The sequence below is a fragment of the Bacillus sp. JJ1562 genome, assembly GCF_036962705.1.
Lineage (GTDB): Bacteria > Bacillota > Bacilli > Bacillales > Bacillaceae_L > Ferdinandcohnia.
The window spans coordinates 34728-52667 of record NZ_JBALOQ010000046.1 but is presented as its reverse complement, the minus strand read 5'-3'; the positions used below and the strand labels follow the sequence as shown (position 1 = coordinate 52667).

Below are 17940 nucleotides of genomic sequence, written 5' to 3'. Positions count from 1 at the left end.
ATTTTCATCTAAATTTTCTTGGTTTTTAAGCAAATTTTAAAATTATCAGAATCATCAATTGAATCTGAATCATTATTTGTATACAATGAATACGAGGTGTTTTTAATGGATCCATTAACATATATCAAAGACGCAATCATTACAGGAAAATATGAACCTGGGAAAAGACTGACCGAAGAATCTTTAGCAAAGGAATTAAATATAAGTAGAACACCCATCCGCGAAGCTATTAAACAACTCGAATCGGATGGATTAATTACTCCATTAAAAAGAGGCGTAATTGTTCGCAACTTTACCAAAAAGGATATTCAACAAATCTATGATTTACGAGCATTATTAGAAAGTTATGCAGCCGGTCAGGCAGCGTATTATCGCAATGATATGGATGTCCAGAAAATGATCGGAGCAAATATCAAATATGGAGAGATCATTGATTTACAGGCAGGTAAACCCGGTATTTCAAGAGTATATGAGATTGTTAAGGTGAACCAAGAGTTTCACGAAGCTATTTTAAAAGCATCACGAAATGAACATCTCCGCTTTCATATTTCAAAGGTCGTTGTTGTGCCTTTAGTTTTTCGCTCATTTTACTGGTACGACACGAATGAGATGAAACGTTCACTCGAAGTCCATAAAACAATCTTACAAGCTATTCAAAACCGAGAATCTGAAAGAGCAAAAATTGCCATGCAGGAGCATATTTATCTTGGTAGGGATCATGTGTTAAAGCATTTAGATGATATTAAAGAAGAATTGTCGAAAGGAGAAACATATGATTGATATAGTTGAAGTCGGTCCTCGTGATGGTCTCCAGAATGAAAAAAAATTATTATCAACAAATCAAAAAGTCCAACTTATTGAAAAGCTTATTAAAAGTGGAATTAAAACAATTGAGGCAGTTTCCTTTGTAAATCCAAAAATAGTACCGCAGATGGCAGATGCAGAAGAAGTTTTGAAGCAAGTTCCAAGGATCGATGGTGTTAGTTATGCAGGTCTTGTACTCAGCCGCTCCGGACTTGAACGCGCCTTGCTAACGAATGTTGATGCACTTCATGTTGTAACTGCAACAAGTGATGAATTTAATTTTAAAAATGTGAAACGAACTGTGGCACAGTCAGTTGAAGAGTTGGTAAAAGTAATTTCCGAAGGCGTTTCATCAAATAAAACTGTTGTCGGTGTATTAGGCACGTCCTTCGGTTGTCCATTTGCAGGGGAAGTACCTGTTGCGAATTTATTGAAAGTTGCAGAAGCATTTGTATCTACGGGGGCTACGGGAATAACATTGGCAGACACTACAGGGCTTGCAAATCCCTCACAAGTTATTGACGTTGTAAAGACCTTTAAAAAAGAATTCAAGAATGATATCGAGCTAGGACTACATTTTCATAACACTAGAGGTCTTGGACTAGCGAATGTTTTGGCAGGCTACCAGGCTGGAATCCGCCGTTTTGATTCGTCAATTGCTGGTCTTGGAGGATGTCCATTTGCCCCTAAAGCTGTTGGAAACGTATGTACGGAAGATATGATCAATATGTTTGAAAGAATGGGAATTGAAACCACTGCTAATCTAGAAGGTCTAATTCAGACTGCATTATGGATGGAACAACAAATGGAACGCTCACTTGATGGAATGCTGATGAAGGCTGGGATTGCGTAGTAGATTAAATAGCTTGCGTGAGGGAAAATCCTATTATGGGATTTTCCCTTTTAATAGTTTTTTAGGACGTGCATTTCCACCGACTACCTAGAGTTGTTTGGACACGTTTTCCTCCTGGTTACCAATCAAAATCGTCGGGATACTCATCTTTTATTGGTTGTATTTCGGTAATTGAGCAGTTATATTCTCTCGCAGCTTCTAGCACATCAGACTTTACACTCTGGTAGTCTTCCCCTTGTTCAGCAATTCGTTTTGCCATAACGGTAATGCTTTTTTCACGTTTTTCTTTTGTCATCCTAATGAATTTACCGTTGAGTTTGTCTAAATATTGCGTTGCATAGGAACCAAATGTAGTATAAGTTGGATTCATTAATCTTAGGATTCGGATATGTGATGTTTCGGGTATCGAATTCAACAGGTGAGTTGCTATTGCAGCTTGAAAACTTCGAACAGACGCGATTGAAGAATCCCAGATTGCACGATGATCAAGGGTTTCATAGTAATTACCTTTTGAAACCTTTCTGGCATGGAGCTTAACAAAATCATTTAATGCCATCGTTACAAACAATAGCTCCGGCCAAAGGACGTTAAAGCCTAAATAGGCATTATGTTTCGGTGCGATAAGGGAATGAAATTTCATTATTTCTGGTGTCATCCCATTGTCGATTAAACTAATTTTTCTATCGCCCATTATTGCGTGACGAATTTCATAGCATACCCCTAACACGCGTAAACGCGCACTTTCATAAGCAGGATATTCTCCCTCTTCCCCAACAATCGTATGTAGGGATTCGTACAATTTATCTAAATCAAATTGATCCCCATATACCGAAACTCCAGTTAAATTGGGTGTATTTTCGAGAAATATCATTCTATCTACCTCTTTATTGTTGGAATACCTTTTATTTTAACTTAAGGGTTGATAGTCGACAACTTCACGGTAATTCAGCATTAGGATTTTTTTCAAAGATTGATCCTTCCTCCCTAGGACCACCCGAAAAACCAGAAAAAGCTCGAATGGTGATTTTCCTTCACCGTCTTTATTTTACAAACATATCCATAACTGGTTTTATAAATTCTTTATTGCCTTTACGAATTCAGTGGCTACAATAGGATCCACTACATTATAATCGGCTTGATGGGGATGTTCTGCGAAAGCAAATGAAACATTACCAACAGTAGTTGGATCATGCCTCCAGCCCTTACATGAACTATGGTATTGTAGAACACCGGTTTTATTAATTAAATTTGAGGCATTAGATTTATTGACACCACCACCGGCCAATATCTCAATTTTATCCCCATATTTATACTGTAAATCTGCTATTAATTCCGAACCCTCTAACGCCGTTGATGTTAATCCACTTGTTAAAACTCTCTTTATCCCCAAGTCAATTAATTCCTCAATAGACTTATAAGGATCGTTTACACAATCAAATGCCCTATGAAATACAGCCTCCTTATTTTTTTTATGAATCATGTCTACTATTATTTTGTTCTTTTTTAGATCTATTTCACAATCCTCATCTAGGCAACCAAAGGTGATACCTTCAATATTTAAGTCCAGAATAGCTTCTATATCCGATAGCATCGTTTTGAATTCGAAATCATTATAAAAAAATCCACCTGGGCGCGGTCTCACCATTACAACGATAGGTATATTGCAATTTAATATTACTTCCTTGATTGTCCCTATGGAAGGAGTTAATCCAAGTAGGAACATAGCATTATTAAGCTCTATTCGATTAGCACCAGCTTCCTTTGCAATTAGGGCATCCTCCAAACTACCACAACATATTTCAGCAATTCTATTCATATTTAAATCCCCCAATTCAATTTGATTTTTCCTACTAATTTATTCTAAATTAAATGATGAACCCCAGCATTTTAATAAGGTAAAACAAGAACCTAGGAGAAACTCCCCTAAGCTCTTATGATATTTCATTCAATTATCGTAATTAATCTTCGTAAACTCATAAACGATTAATTGCTATTATGACAATAAAGGTATCCTTACTTGATATTTTTTGATTACCTCTTGATTATGTTCATCTGCACCATCAATGTTACCGCTTAGGAAAACTGGTGGCTCAAATCCATTATCTGCCATGATTTTAATTGCTTCCGCAAAAATAGCATTTAACAAAACAGATCCGACAACTGTTGAAGTAGGTGCAAATGGGATTGGTACCTTTTCATATGAAAGAATAGCATCTCCTTTAACAGAATGATTGTTAATAACTAAATCGACGGAATTATACAAATGCTTTCCACTCTTGTGTCTTGATGGCTGACTTTGGGAATATTCTAAAGATGTAATTCCAATCACATAGGCACCCTTCGCTTTTGCATCGTTAGCAACATCGACTGGAACCGGGTTTCTACCTGAAGTTGATAATACAAATACGACATCCTGTGGTTGGATTTCCTGATCCTTAAGAAATTCTCCAACATAATCATTCTGTCTTTCTAGTTGTGAAGAACGTAGGGCACCTTCATGCAGCATGAGTGGTTCTATGAAAATAGGTTTAATAGGCACAAGCCCACCTGCACGGTAAAACACTTCCTCTGTTAATATATGGGAATGCCCACATCCAAATAATTGAATGATCCCTCCGTTTTGAATCGATTCTGCTACCTTTTCTGCTGCTTTTTGTAGATTTTCCTTCTCAGTGTTTTCTACAACATTTAATCTATCTTTTACTTTGTCAAAAAATTGTGTAAGCATTTATTCATCCTCCATTACCAATTTAATGATTTTTTCAACCTCTTCTGGGATTGTTCTTCCCGTTTCCTTATCAATTGTTGAACCGAACACATGTGGCATAAATACAGGAATTCCAATAGGACGTACTGCATTTACAATATCTACAATATTTTCAGAGGAGATGCCACCCGCTGGCTCAACAGCCTTTAATCCTTTATCTGCTGCGACTTTACATAGATAAACTAACTCCTCAAGATGTGTTTTCCCTTTTAGGGGCATAAATTTAATAGATTCGATTCCCATTCCCAGAGCTAGTTCTACTAATTCTTCAACTCTCATTTCCACTCCAGTAGAAAGTGTAACAAACCCAACTTTTCCTGAAGGAGCGACTAATCCATTTACCACTTGATCTATTCCTTTTGAATTCAAGTATCCAATTGAATAACTCGTCTTCACAAAGGGTTGATTGATATGTCCAGGCTGGGAACCTTCAGCTATTTTTAACACTTTTTCCCAGTTTGCGGGGTTCCCATTTTCTCCAAGACCGATGCTTATCACATCAGCTACTTCCTTTAACTCATTTACCTTTTTAACTCCGTCCTCAATGCTCACAAAGTCCGATGAAACAATTCCAGGCACAATATATCCTTTACCTGCTTCCATGATTTCCTTAGCATTTCGCTTATCCTTTGTTAAAAAATTAAATATAAGAAAATTATCTATTTTCTTTAGTTCCATTAATTTCATTTTTTGCACCTTCTATCAATTTCACCATGTTATCGATGGCAACATCTATAATTTTCATTCCTTTTTCTTTTGTGGCAAGCTTTGCGTCTCCCAGGACAGCTGAGTTTGTAAATTCCTCCCATGGTGTTGGAGTAACATCTGCACTCGCTGGAATAATCGGGATGTCGGTTATTGCTTTTGACATATCAACAAACTCCTCAGCTAAGTAGAGCATATAGGAGGTCTCAATTTCACAAGCATGAAAATAAGTTGCATGTGAGGAATTTGTTTCTCTTACTTCCTCTGTCACCTTTTTCGTACCAGGGTAAAATAAATATAGAATTTTAAAATCTGGATATTGCTGAAATAACTTTCTTGCAGCCTCTTTTAAAGCAACCGCATTGCCTAAATGACCATTTATCATTGCAAACACTCGAAAGCCTTGCTCATATAAACTAACTCCCATGTCAACTAATAGTGAAATTAATGATTCATTACTAATGTTGATACTGCCAGGGAAATTCTTCAAACTCCACACTTGGCCATATGGTAAAGTAGGCAATATAAATGCTCCTGTTCTTTCAGCTACCCTTTCTGACACTCGCTCCGCTAAATAGTTATCTGTCCCAAGGGGAAGATGTGGACCGTGGGCTTCTACAGCACCTATTGGCAAAATAGCAATTTTACTTTGCTCGATCTTCTCTTTAACCTCGAAAGAATTTTCGTTTTGAAAAAGCATCGTTGTACCCCCTTTACTTCTTGAAAGAAAAACATCTTGCTGGATTTTCAACAAAAAACTTATGGATTAGTTTTTCTCCATCAAAGCCTTGGCGATTCGCATCATCGATGAAGCGTGGAACCCATTTCGCAATAATATACTCGAGACCTAATCCGTAGTCATAATGTTTATAATAAGTTTTTCTGGCGGTATCTCCGCTTACTAGAATTTGATTTTCATATCCTTTTTTTACAAGATCTAAAATACATTGAATTCTTGTACTTTCAGGTGCATATTTGATCTTCGCAATTCCATCAAAGCTTAAGTACGCTCCAGCTTTTGCAATTTGCTCATGGTAATAAGGATCTGGATTTCGATCCATATGGCCTAGACTAAGGTATTCGAGATTAACATTCTCACTTTTTAGTAGCTCAATTTGTTCTAGCCCCATCGTTCCTGCCTCTGTATGTGAATGTACCGGTGCTTTCGTTTCATTATGGGCTCTTGCAACAGCCCGTAATGTTTTTTCTTCTAAAGGAGTAATACGGTTATACCCTGTACCAAACTTTACTTGACCTGCTCTAAACGGGGTACCTTCAAGACCTTCTTCCACTTCACGAATCACAAATTCAGTTAGCTTATTGATAGGCGTCTTATCAATCCATTCGGCATATGTCTCATAATCGCCGATAATAGGTTTAAGCTCTTCCTTAATTCTTGCATCCCATAAAAAGCTTTTATTAAAACCAGCTGTTCCGATAATTTGAACACCTGTTTCATCAGAGATTTCTTTTACGGCTTGAACATCCCGGCCATAATCGATAGCAGTTGCGTCAACAATTGTCTTTCCTCCATACTGTTTAAAATCTTCGACATCCTTTTTTGATTTTTCCTTATCATCGAGTAACAAATCATCTACACCACGTTGAACCCAGTAATCTGGTCTGCATACAATATGCTCATGTGAATAGGTAAATCCTAGTTCTTCTGGTTTAATATCACCTTTTAATGTTCGAATAAAGCTCATGATAGTCCCTCCTGCTACTTTTAAAAAAACATATAATAATAGGTTCAAAGTAATTGATTTAAAAAACCGACATGCTTATACATGCCGGTTTTATACAATTTAGAATAAAAGCTGCGCGATTGCCTTTACAATTGGACCAAGTACAAACATATCAGAGTCTGCTGCCCACATTGCAGTATCTGGGATTGTAGAATCTATTAGGAATTTAACCGTTAGAAATTGTCCCCACGCAACTACTGTTGCTGTTACAAAACCACCGATAAGCGCTCCGCGTACTCCTCCAGTTGCGTTGCCAAATACTCCCGCTGTTGCTCCATGGAAGAATAATACGATCATTGTTGGGACAAACACATATGCGACTACGTTACCTAAAATCACCAACCAGATTAAAGCCCCAGCAAATGCACCTAAGAAACCAAGGATTACAGCGTTCGGTGCAAATGTGAATACGACCGGGCAATCTAGTGCTGGTTTAGCACCTGGAACCAGTTTTGTTGCAATACCGTTGAAAGCGGGTACAATCTCACCGATAAACATTTTTACCCCTAGTAATACAACAGCAATACCACCAGCAAATGTTAATGATTGAATAATAGAATAAATGATAAAGTTTTGATCCCCCGATTGTGCAATAAGTTCATCTGCACCAGGAGTACCTTTTGTCATTAAAATGACAGCACCCACGAAGAATAATATTCCCATTGTTAAGGCTGTAATTACATTTGAATCCCTTAAAAATTCAAGTCCTTTTGGTAATTTAATTTTCTCTGAATCATTTTCCTTATTACCTAGAACTTTTCCAAGTAATGCTGCTAAAAGGGCTACGACAGCAGAAGTATGACCCAAAGCAATACTGTCATTACCTGTTACTTTACGCATAAATGGCTGTACAACTGCAGGTTGGAATGTCCAATAAACTCCCATAAAGATGGATAAGAAGATTACTAGTTTCCAAAATGAAACGTCACCGACTGCATCAATAATAATTCCGGCAAAAATCATTGTGGTCCAGAACATCATATGTCCTGTTAGATAGATGTATTTGAATTTTGTAAAACGGGCAAGTAATACGTTAATAATAAATCCGATAAACATAGCAAGAGTAACAGCTGAACCGTATTTCGTACCAAATCCTTCTTGACCTAAAAAGTTTCCAAATGAGCTTGTTTCTAGTCCAAATACTTCCTTCCACATTGGTTCGAATACAGTTAGCGCTCCTACAATAACCCCAGCACCAGCATTGATTATTAAAAATCCAATCATTGCTTTAAAAGTTCCACTAATCGTTTGACTAGTAGATTTCTTCTGTAAAAGTAAACCAAGTAAAACAATAGATCCTAGCAAAATTGCAGGTACACCAAATATATTGGTCGCCATCCATTGAATTGCTTCCATTGCTTATTCCCCCATTTTTTGTTTTTAGTTGATATTACTTTGTAAAGCTGTTTTAATTTCATTCATATCAAAGTAGTTATTCACAATAATGACTTTTGAAGAGTGACCATCTAATGATTGTGCTAGTTCGTTACTGGTAATAATATAATCTGGTCGTTCACTAGAAGCACTTGAAACATCCGTATTTTCTACATCTGCTTGCAACCCTAGTTCACGTAACACAGTTTCAACATTCATTCGTAAAATTAAGCTAGTTCCTTGACCTAAACCACATACACATAAAATTTTCATTTTACATTCCCCCGATAATTTTTTTTATTTGTTGATAATTTGTAGCTTCCTCTAATTTTTTGACATTTTCTTGATCATTCAAAAGCATGATTAGCTTTTGTAATATTTGAAGATGTTCATCACTTGATGATGCACCTAAAGCAAATACAAACTTGACTGGATCATTTAATTCACTGCCAAATGCGATAGGATCCTTTAGCCGAATAAATGATACAGATGCTTCGTTTACCCCATCTTCTGGCCTCGCATGCGGCAAGGCAATGCTTGGTGCAAGTACAAAATAGGGACCATTTTTCTTATAGGATTGAATCATCGCCTCAACATATGATTCATCTACAGCGTTTTCATTTACTAGTAGATTCCCTGCTTGCTTGATTGTGTCCTCAGGCGACGATGCAAATACATCAAGCGCAACAAGGCCTTCCTCTAAAAATTTCATGAAATATTTCTCCTTTGTCTTTTGGATTAAATGGAATATGCTTCGATTGTTTGTAAAATGGTTTCAATTGATTTTGCTTCAACCATTTTATTAACATTCTTTGGCTCAGAAAACATTGTTGTAAGTTGAGACAATGCTTTAAGATGCGTTTCCCCATCAATTGCTGCTAATACAATAAGAAGATTTACTTCATGTTTTTCGGATTCTGAAAATTTAACCCCTTTTTCTAAGCAAAGGATACTCATTCCTAATTTTTTTACACCATTCTCTGGTTTAGCGTGTGGGATTGCCACTTTCGGAGCAACTACTATATAAGGTCCTAAGTGGAGAATCGTGTTTATCATAGATTGAATATATTCTTCGGTTATATTACCTTTTTCAAGTAAAGGAATAGCTCCTACTCTAATAGCTTCTTTCCAGTCCTTAACATCCTTTTTAATCTGAATGTAATCCTTTGTTAGCAATTGATGTAAAGATGGTTTTGTGGATACAACGATCTTTGATTGATGCTTTGAGAAGTATTTTCGTACTTCTCTTTCTAAATCCTCTTCATCCCTGATTGTTGCATGTTTTTTAATAATCTCCATTAACCCTTCAACAGAGGTTGATTGCTCAATCACATTTGTTCCAACCAAAGCGTTTACATTTTTTAAGAGACTTTCCTTTTCTGCCTCTGTAAGAATTGGACTTACCACAAAAACAGGTACATCTTTTTTTGTTAGTGGAGTCGTCGAAACAACAAAGTCAACTTCATAATCATTGATTTCATAATTACGCAGGGATACACTTCCTACAATATCAATTGTAGAAAAAAGTCCCTCCAGTTGATGTTCGAGTAGTTTCGACGTACCGACACCACTTGCACAAACAATCAGCATTTTTTTCCGAATAGCAGGAGTTACACCTGTTCTTCTCATCCAACCGCCAAAATGCATGGCAATTAGAGCAATTTCATTTTCATTAACATTTTTTCCAATTACATTTTCTAAATGATGAATCACTTTTTTTGTCAATAAAAATACATCTGGGTACTTTTCTTTCATAAGCTCAGCCACAGGATTTTCGACTTCAAGGCCATATTTTATCCGATAGAAGGACGGCTTCACATGCAATAGTAAGTTTCTTTCCAATAAGTCTCTTTCCTTTAGAAAAACACAAGCATATTTCTGAAAATCGGTAACCATTTTAGGTACAACTTTCGCTAAAACATGTGTTTCTGTATTTTCACTTTCTTGAAATTCTCCTTGAGAAGACTGTACCCTGGAACTTAACAAATGTTTTGTAATATATAGTACCTCATCATGTGGAAAATCTACATTAAAGACATACGAAAGTTTCTGAGCGATTTTACATGCTGCCTTATATTCTTTTGTTTCAGTCAAGACCTCTTTTTCTATATCATCTATCCTTATTTCTTTTCCTTGCATTAATCGTTTGCCAAAAAATATAAATCGAAAGGTTAAGCTATAGAAGAAGTCATCCGTATATTGGACATTAAGATCCGTTTCACTTTCTGCAACAATTGTCTGAACCGCCTTCAATTGTTCCAACTCAAAAAGATTTAGTCTATCTTCTATATTTGAACCTGCTAAGTTGAGCATTGTTGTGATTTTGGACAACATCGTTTGCCAACCCACATTCGGAAGAACATTCGAAAGATAATAAACTATTGCTTTTCGTTTATCTTCTTCTTGACCAATGATTCGATAACCCGTCTTCCGTTCGAATTCAAGTGTTAAGCGAAATCTCTCTATTTCTTCTTTTAGCACCTTGAGATCTTCAATGGTTGTGTTTCGACTAACTCGTACTTTTTCAGATAAATCCTCTAAAAATAAAGGAGAATCCCTTCCCAATAAATATAGGGCTAACCAACCTTTTCTTTCTTTTGCAGAGTATTCATATTGCCAAGATTTGACCAGTTTAATCTTTTCCGGTATATGCTTGGATGTTTCCTGGTCAAGACCAAATCCTAACCCTCTGACCTGACCTACTGGTTTTAAGTTATTGTCCTCAAGCCATCCATTTATCTTTTCGATATCATAATAAACTGTTCGTCTCGAAATCTTGAATTTCTCCATTATTTCTTTTAATGGTACAAATGATCCAGTATTCAGCAGATATGATAGTAATGCCGTACTTCGTTGATCTAAAGACATGCTAGCACCCCCTTTGCACTACTAACAGTTCGTGCAAGAAAGTAGTTTTTATAGGATGTTTCATCCTCTTGTCTATACTATACCCCCTATATTTACGAATGTGGAGACCAAATGATGTCCAAACCAATGTGCAAAATTGGACTAATTACTTAAAACTCACTGTAAAAAAATCTTATCCATTAATCTCATCAAAGGAAAAGTACTAAAAGCAGAAAGTTAAAATGAATAAATCAGTATGACAATTGAACTATTCAACATATTTTCCTAAAATTACAGTTTGTTCCACATAGAGCAACAACAGTCTTTTCAAATTTTTAAAAGTTGATATAATTGCTTCAAAGTCATATGTAAACGTTATCATTTTTTTATAAGAAAGGGGTCTTTACATGCAGCAATTTAAAGAATTGACGAATAGTCTGATCAATGCGGATACTAGTAAAAGCTTTATTAACGGTGAGTGGATTGAAGGAAATAGCGACCAGACCTATGATATTCTAAATCCTTTTGATCGCTCCGTTATTACAACGGTCAAGTTGGCGACGAAGGCTCAAGTTGATGAGACATTCGAAATGGCAAAAAACGCACAGAAAGAATGGGCTAAATCCACTGTCGAGCAACGCCGAGAAGTTCTTCAAAAGGCCGCTGAGTTTTTAAAGAATAATCATGATGAAATCGTAGAAATCCTTAATCTTGAAACAGGTGGAAGTATTTTAAAAAGCAATATTGAACATCATCTTGCGCTTGATATCTTACAGGAATCTATTAAATATGCAGATGAAATCTATAAGGTAAAGGAAATTCCTGGTTCACCAGAAAAGCTTAACCATATTTACAGGTTACCATTAGGGGTTATTTCCACCATATCCCCTTTTAATTTCCCTCTGAATCTATCATTGAGGGCGATTGTACCTGCTATTGCACTAGGGAACAGTGTTGTTCACAAACCAGATATTCAGGTTGGACTCTCAGGTGGTTCAATTATTGCCAAAGCTTTTGAATATGCTGGTCTTCCGAAGGGTGTACTAAATGTTGTGTTAACGGATATTAATGAAATTGGTGATGCCATGCTAACTAACAAGCATGCTAAACTAATTAGCTTTACCGGTTCGTCTGCGGTAGGTCGTCATATTGGTGGAATTGCGGGACAGCATTTAAAGCGAGTTGCACTTGAATTAGGTGGAAACAGCCCTTTTGTTGTGCTTTCTGATGCTGATGTTGACCAGGCAGTTAATGCCGCCATCTTCGGAAAGTTCATTCATCAGGGACAAATTTGTATGATTATCAACCGCATGATTGTCCATAAGGATGTCTATGAGGAGTTTGTTGAAAAATTTGTAAAAAAAGCAAAAGCTGTGCCTTATGGGGACCAACGTGATCCAAAGACGATTATTGGCCCGATTATCAATGAACGTCAGCTCGAAAAAGCAATTGCATCTATTGAAGATGCTAAAAAAGATGGAGTAACATTAGCCCTTGAGGGTCAGCGTATTGGCAACGTTTTAACACCATATGTATTTATAGATGTTAATCGCTCTAGCAAACTAGCACAAACTGAATTATTTGCTCCAATTGCTACTATTATTAAGGCTGAAACGGACGAAGATGCTATTGAAATAGCAAATGATACTGAATACGGATTGAGCTCGGCGATCTTTACAAGCGATCTTGACCGTGGAGAAGAATTAGCATTGCAAATTGACAGTGGCATGACACATCTAAATGACCAAACAGTTAACGATTCACCAAACATCCCGTTTGGCGGTAATAAAGCAAGTGGTTTAGGTAGATTTGGAAATCCTTGGGTGGTTGAAGAATACACCGTTACGAAATGGGTTTCTGTTCAAACGAAGGATCGGAAATATCCTTTTTAATTTAAAAATAGTGGCGCACCCGTTATATAAGGATGCGCCACGTTTTTCATTCGCCCAATTGTTGGATTTGATCAATTGTATTGGTTACGTTCTGTAAGGTTTGAAATACCTCACTATTTTCAAAAAGAGCTGGATCAATTTGTCCATTCTCGATATTATCTAAAATTACGTTAATGCCTTCTTCCGCTTGTTGGTTATAATCTACGATTTGCTGATGAAGGTCGGCAGCCATTCCTGGTGGCTGTAGTGAGTTGAAGGTTCCCATATCATCCTGCATTCCCGTAAGCATTGTCTCGAGATCGGCTAGAGCCTGCTCATCAGTAACAGCCTGTTCTGCTAGAGTTGGAGCCTCGTTAACAAAGGTACTCACCTCATTGACATAATCTGTTGCCTCATTCACATACGTTAATGTATTATTAACATCGTCAAGGACGGAACAAGCCCCTAAAAATAGCAACCCAATTAGCGAAAAGGCTAAAAAACGTTTCTTCAAAAAATCCCCTCCGTTTATGGCATAACTTTTATACGATTCAAAACGTACAAAGGTTTCATTTTTTTGCTTACAAATTTTGGAGCTCATTTACCGTAACGAAAGTGTATCCTTCTTTTTGAAGAGTTTGGATAATTCCTTCGATTTCTTCTACTACTCTATCAATATCATCATACATTGGATGCATCAAGATGATGGATCCAGGTTGAATCGTTTCTCTTACATATTTTACTCTGTCCCGGGTGGTTGAGTAATACGTATCTGGCTCAATGTTCATCGTTATCGTATCTTTGCCTTGCTTAGAAAGATAATAAGGTAGTCCGACAAGTTTCTTACTGTTTGGTGGACGGAAATCAATTTCCCCCTCGTACCCCGCTTCACGGATGAGTTCGTCCGTTTTTTCTATTTCTTCCTTTATAAATGAAGACGATTTGAAGATCATTCTGTTATGAGAATACGTGTGATTTCCAACCTGATGCCCAGCTTCCACAATTTTCTTAGCTTGTTCCGGATATTTTTCCATATCTTGTCCAATTAAAAAGAAGGTGGCCTTCACATCATATTTCTCCAATAGCGGAAGGATTTCATCCACATTTTCAGTCGGTCCGTCATCAAAAGTTAGTGCAACCACCTTTTGATCCGTTTCAACCTGCTGTGTGAGCCCTCCAAATAATTGAAATGACCTAGAATTCATTAACCTATACGTTCCAAATAACACAAGAAAAACAATTAAAATTACGGAGACCACTAAACACTAATTTTCTTTTCATCGTTTACTTCCTTTTAAATTTTTAGGGACCACGGGGACGGTTCTTGTGGTTCCAAATCGGACCACAGGAACCGTCCCTCTGGTTCCCCAACATAAAAAGAGGCGTACCGAAATCGGTACACCCCTTTACTGTTAATGGTTGTTATTAAGCTTTACGAACGTTAGATGCTTGAGGACCACGTTGTCCTTGTTCTACATCAAATGTTACACTTTGACCTTCGTCTAAAGATTTGAAGCCGTCGCCTTGGATTGCTGAGAAATGTACGAATACGTCTTCTCCACCTTCACGCTCGATGAATCCAAAACCTTTTTCTGCATTAAACCACTTAACTTTACCTTGTTCCATTATAATTTGCCTCCTAGTGTGATTATCCACACATGTGTTACTATCTGTTGTTCAAAAACCTTAGACGAAAAACAAAATACATTCTTAATCTGAAAAAGAACAAAGATAATTCTTACTTAGAATAACAGATATTATTATAAATAGCAAATAGTAATTTTGGTAAAATTGTTTTTTGTGACTTTAGTGCCAGAGAAAGAGCATCAAATTTTAATCCACAGATTACGGAATACAACTTTTGACTAATCCAAAATGGAATATTGCATTTGACCTTCTAATCTAATAAAATGTAATAATATGGAATTTCATGTTGATAAAAGAATAAGCTATATATAGCAATATAAAAAAATGAATCAATAGGGGATGAGAAATAGTGTTTCCAATCTTTTATTTTATTGGCTTGCTTATCGTAATGCCTGCCTTCTTAATTATTATGCTATGGAAGGTTAATTTTAAAAGTAAACTTGAATGGTTGTTGGACTCCTTGTTGACTGCAGTTCTATTCTTTTGGATCTTCCAATCAGCAGATTGGAGTTGGATAGGATATTATTTACGCTATCTTTGGTTGATTCTCCTCATTGTTGCATTCATTTTTTCTTGGAAGAAGGCACGTCATTTACCGTTTGTGACGAAATATACTCTCAATCAAAAGTTCTCAATCGGCATTTATGTTGTTATTTTTTTGAGTTTCGGTACTTTAAACGCTTTTATTGTAAAAGGGTATACAGTTGATGAAAAAGGAATTGAATTAACTTTCCCACTTAAGGATGGTACCTACTTTGTTGCACAGGGTGGAAATCATGTAATGCTAAATTATCATCAAGCCCATCCCAGCCAGGAATATGCTTTAGACATTATAAAATTAAATACAATTGGAACCCGAGCAAATGGGCTATATCCTGAGGAGCTTAGAAAATATAAAATTTATGAGGATGATCTGTATAGTCCTTGTAACGGAAAAGTGGTCAGCATGCAAAATAATTCACCTGATCTTATTCCTCCTAAATCCGATCCACAAAATACTAAGGGTAATCATGTCACTTTATTATGTGAGCACCATGATGCCACTATTTTAATTGCCCATATGCAAAAAGGCAGCGTTGTTGTGGCAGAAGGAGATAAAGTAAAAACAGGACAAAAACTCGGAAAAGTAGGAAACTCAGGGAATACAAGTGAACCACATTTACACATTCACGCCGAAATAGACGGGAGAGGTGTACCGATTACATTTAATGAGCGATTTTTAGTGAAAAACAGTTTAGTACGATAAAAACAAAAAAAGGCTACTGGAGCCTTTTTTTGCATGTTGAGGAATTGCGAGATATTTATTTTTCCTATTTCAAGGGAACGGAATTTCCTAGTAAACTCTAAACGTAGTAGATGCATTACTACTAGAATAACCACTTTTCGATGCGGTAGCGTCCAATTTATACGCTCCAGTCACCGTTGAAATGTTTGTTCCGATGGACCAAGTGGCGACACCAGATGAATTTGTTGTTGCTGTTGATGTGATTGTTGTACCATTTGGTCGTGTGATTTGATAATTCACAGTTGCATTTCCAACCGCCGCCCCATTCGAGTCTTTAACAGTGCTTGTGATATAGACTGTTTCCCCACGATAATAGTAGCTGTAGTTCGTAGAAACTGTTGTGACTGTATCTGTTGATGATGGTGGTGGAGGTGTAGTTCCACCGCCACCTGTGGCTGCAACTACTGCTGCATGGGCATCAACAATTCCATAACCGTATTGTGTAAAGCTACCTGCGGCTTGTGCTGTATCACGTAAAATTTGTCTGGCTTGTGAGACTGAAATATTTGGATTGGCTGCTCTTACTAAGCCCGCTACCCCAGCAACATGTGGCGTCGCCATAGATGTTCCCGATAATGTTGAATAGCGACTATTTGGATAGGTACTATAAATATTTGAGCCTGGTGCCATAAGCTCTAAGCCGGAACCATAGTTTGAAAAACTTGAACGTGTTCTACTAGATGTTACGGATCCTACCGCGATTACACTACTGTACGCAGCAGGATAGGAAATACTAGATGCCCCATCATTACCAGAAGCAGCTACGACAATCGTACCCTGTGCGGTCGCTGTTTGAACTGCCTCATCCATACCTTGGTTATACCCTCCGCCACCTAATGACATATTGATCACATCTGCATCAATATCAGCGGCATACAAAATTCCCTGGGTGATTCCGTATAATGAACCCGATCCATTATCACCTAAAACCTTAACCGGGATAAGGGTTGCGTTTTGCATTACTCCAGATACAGAGCCATAGCTCGCGATTGTACCTGCAACGTGAGTTCCATGGCCTTGAACATCCATCGTTGTTCCACCAACGTAGCTTCTGCCTAAGCTAGTGTTCACAAAATTAGCAAGACTCGGATGGTTGTGGTCAATGCCTGTATCCAACACGGCAACCTTAACAGCACCTGATCCATTCGTAACCGTCCAGGCTTGTGGCGCCTTAATCATGTCGTAATGCCATTTTTGATTTTGGTGAACGGCTTGAATCGTCGCTGTTCCTTCACTTGCCATCATTTTATAGTTTTCAGAAATATATCTTACTTTGAAACCAAGATTCATTAACTCATTACGCAATTCATTTTTTGCAAGATTACTAGAATTGAAATGATCTGGGGAGTAAGAAACTAAATAGACTAAGCCCATTTTGTCGACTACTTGTTTGTTGAAATTTTTACTAAGGAGTGGTTTGACTGAAGTATCTTCTACATGGAGAGAATCAATGATTGAGAATCCTTTCGCTTTTAGCACATCTTCCTGTCCCTTTACACTATCTGCACTTTGAATGGTGAGATCGGCACTTCCCTTTTGTTTTGGTTCAACCGAAACGATTAGTTCACCTTCAATAAAATCTAGGTTCCCTTTTGCTACATTGTCTGGCTGATCTGCAAAGGATACCCCCGCAAACATGGTTAATACGAGTAAAAGAACAATTGAAAAATTAACTAATTTCTTCATCCACATACCTCCATTTTTAGTTTGGTAAAATAAAGCACATGGTATTAGTCAACGGCACTCTCCCTTCTATGTATCGTATCTACAGTTAAAAAAGCAAACAAGACTTACAAACTTGTTTACTTTTGACTGTCATGTTTTAAAGTGGTACAAATGTAATCGAAAAAATCATTTTTTGAGGAATTGTTGAGAAGTTGTAAAATAGGTTTGATGAATGTAAAAGTTGAAATATTCTTTGCCCTCCATTACTCTACAATTTTTCAATTATGACCGTCAATATAATTTGTAATATTCAGTCATTTGTAACCATAAAGTTTATTTCACCACAAATCTAAACAAGCCAAAATATCTAAATCAAC

17 protein-coding genes and 1 pseudogene are annotated in these 17940 nt (G+C 37.0%); 4 read left to right on the top strand and 14 right to left on the bottom strand.

The window, feature by feature from the left end:
- The first annotated feature begins 105 nt into the window (after positions 1-105).
- Positions 106-780, top strand: coding sequence for a GntR family transcriptional regulator (locus V7097_RS21960; protein ID WP_335705772.1), 675 nt, complete (start codon positions 106-108; stop codon positions 778-780).
- Positions 773-1657, top strand: a complete 885-nt coding sequence (locus V7097_RS21955; RefSeq protein WP_335705771.1) for a hydroxymethylglutaryl-CoA lyase — start codon at positions 773-775, stop codon at positions 1655-1657. The genes V7097_RS21960 and V7097_RS21955 overlap by 8 nt, the downstream gene beginning before the upstream one ends.
- 118 nt (positions 1658-1775) lie before the next feature.
- Here the strand turns inward: V7097_RS21955 and V7097_RS21950 are convergent, their stop codons facing one another.
- The 10 genes from V7097_RS21950 to V7097_RS21905 form a co-directional block, all read right to left on the bottom strand.
- Complete coding sequence (locus V7097_RS21950; RefSeq protein WP_335705770.1) at positions 1776-2528, bottom strand: DUF6904 family protein; 753 nt, start codon at positions 2526-2528, stop codon at positions 1776-1778.
- 198 nt (positions 2529-2726) lie between these two features.
- Positions 2727-3473: a copper homeostasis protein CutC gene (locus tag V7097_RS21945; protein ID WP_335705769.1), complete on the bottom strand. Its 747-nt coding sequence runs from the start codon at positions 3471-3473 to the stop codon at positions 2727-2729.
- 177 nt (positions 3474-3650) lie between these two features.
- A complete protein-coding gene (locus V7097_RS21940; protein ID WP_335705768.1) occupies positions 3651-4385 on the bottom strand; it encodes an SIS domain-containing protein in 735 nt (244 codons plus the stop codon).
- Positions 4386-5111: a KDGP aldolase gene (locus tag V7097_RS21935; protein ID WP_335705767.1), complete on the bottom strand. Its 726-nt coding sequence runs from the start codon at positions 5109-5111 to the stop codon at positions 4386-4388.
- On the bottom strand, positions 5080-5829 hold the full coding sequence (locus V7097_RS21930) for a creatininase family protein (RefSeq protein ID WP_335705766.1): 750 nt from the start codon (positions 5827-5829) through the stop codon (positions 5080-5082). Before V7097_RS21930 ends, V7097_RS21935 begins: the two co-directional genes overlap by 32 nt.
- 13 nt (positions 5830-5842) lie before the next feature.
- On the bottom strand, positions 5843-6835 hold the full coding sequence (locus V7097_RS21925; protein WP_335705765.1) for a phosphotriesterase family protein: 993 nt from the start codon (positions 6833-6835) through the stop codon (positions 5843-5845).
- Between the two features lie 99 nt (positions 6836-6934).
- Entirely contained in the window at positions 6935-8230 is a 1296-nt protein-coding gene (locus V7097_RS21920; RefSeq protein WP_335705764.1) for a PTS ascorbate transporter subunit IIC, read from the bottom strand.
- Positions 8231-8254: 24 nt separating this feature from the next.
- Positions 8255-8521, bottom strand: a complete 267-nt coding sequence (locus tag V7097_RS21915; protein WP_335705763.1) for a PTS sugar transporter subunit IIB — start codon at positions 8519-8521, stop codon at positions 8255-8257.
- A gap of 1 nt (position 8522) precedes the next feature.
- Positions 8523-8960 (bottom strand): PTS sugar transporter subunit IIA, encoded by a 438-nt coding sequence (locus V7097_RS21910; RefSeq protein WP_335705762.1) that lies wholly within the window; start codon positions 8958-8960, stop codon positions 8523-8525.
- 26 nt (positions 8961-8986) lie between these two features.
- Positions 8987-11116 carry a BglG family transcription antiterminator gene (locus V7097_RS21905; RefSeq protein ID WP_335705761.1) on the bottom strand — a complete coding sequence of 710 codons (2130 nt, stop codon included), beginning with the start codon at positions 11114-11116 and terminating at the stop codon, positions 8987-8989.
- A gap of 386 nt (positions 11117-11502) precedes the next feature.
- On the opposite strand from V7097_RS21905, the gene V7097_RS21900 reads away from it, so the two are divergent.
- Positions 11503-12987: an aldehyde dehydrogenase family protein gene (locus tag V7097_RS21900; protein WP_438824270.1), complete on the top strand. Its 1485-nt coding sequence runs from the start codon at positions 11503-11505 to the stop codon at positions 12985-12987.
- Positions 12988-13033: 46 nt separating this feature from the next.
- On the opposite strand, the gene V7097_RS21895 is transcribed toward V7097_RS21900, so the two are convergent.
- From V7097_RS21895 to V7097_RS21885, 3 genes and pseudogenes are all read right to left on the bottom strand, one after another.
- The gene (locus tag V7097_RS21895) at positions 13034-13480 is read right to left on the bottom strand and encodes a DUF6376 family protein (protein ID WP_335705760.1); all 447 of its coding nucleotides are present in this window, start codon (positions 13478-13480) and stop codon (positions 13034-13036) included.
- A gap of 67 nt (positions 13481-13547) precedes the next feature.
- Positions 13548-14247 (bottom strand): annotated as a pseudogene (locus V7097_RS21890) (polysaccharide deacetylase family protein).
- Between the two features lie 144 nt (positions 14248-14391).
- Entirely contained in the window at positions 14392-14592 is a 201-nt protein-coding gene (locus tag V7097_RS21885; RefSeq protein ID WP_335705759.1) for a cold-shock protein, read from the bottom strand.
- Between the two features lie 370 nt (positions 14593-14962).
- Here V7097_RS21885 and V7097_RS21880 point away from each other — a divergent pair, with 370 nt between their 5' ends.
- Positions 14963-15859, top strand: coding sequence for a M23 family metallopeptidase (locus V7097_RS21880; RefSeq protein ID WP_335705758.1), 897 nt, complete (start codon positions 14963-14965; stop codon positions 15857-15859).
- An 87-nt stretch (positions 15860-15946) separates the two neighbouring features.
- Here V7097_RS21880 and V7097_RS21875 read toward each other — a convergent pair whose 3' ends face one another.
- Positions 15947-17584, bottom strand: coding sequence for a S8 family serine peptidase (locus V7097_RS21875; protein WP_335705757.1), 1638 nt, complete (start codon positions 17582-17584; stop codon positions 15947-15949).
- Between the last annotated feature and the right edge of the window lie 356 nt (positions 17585-17940).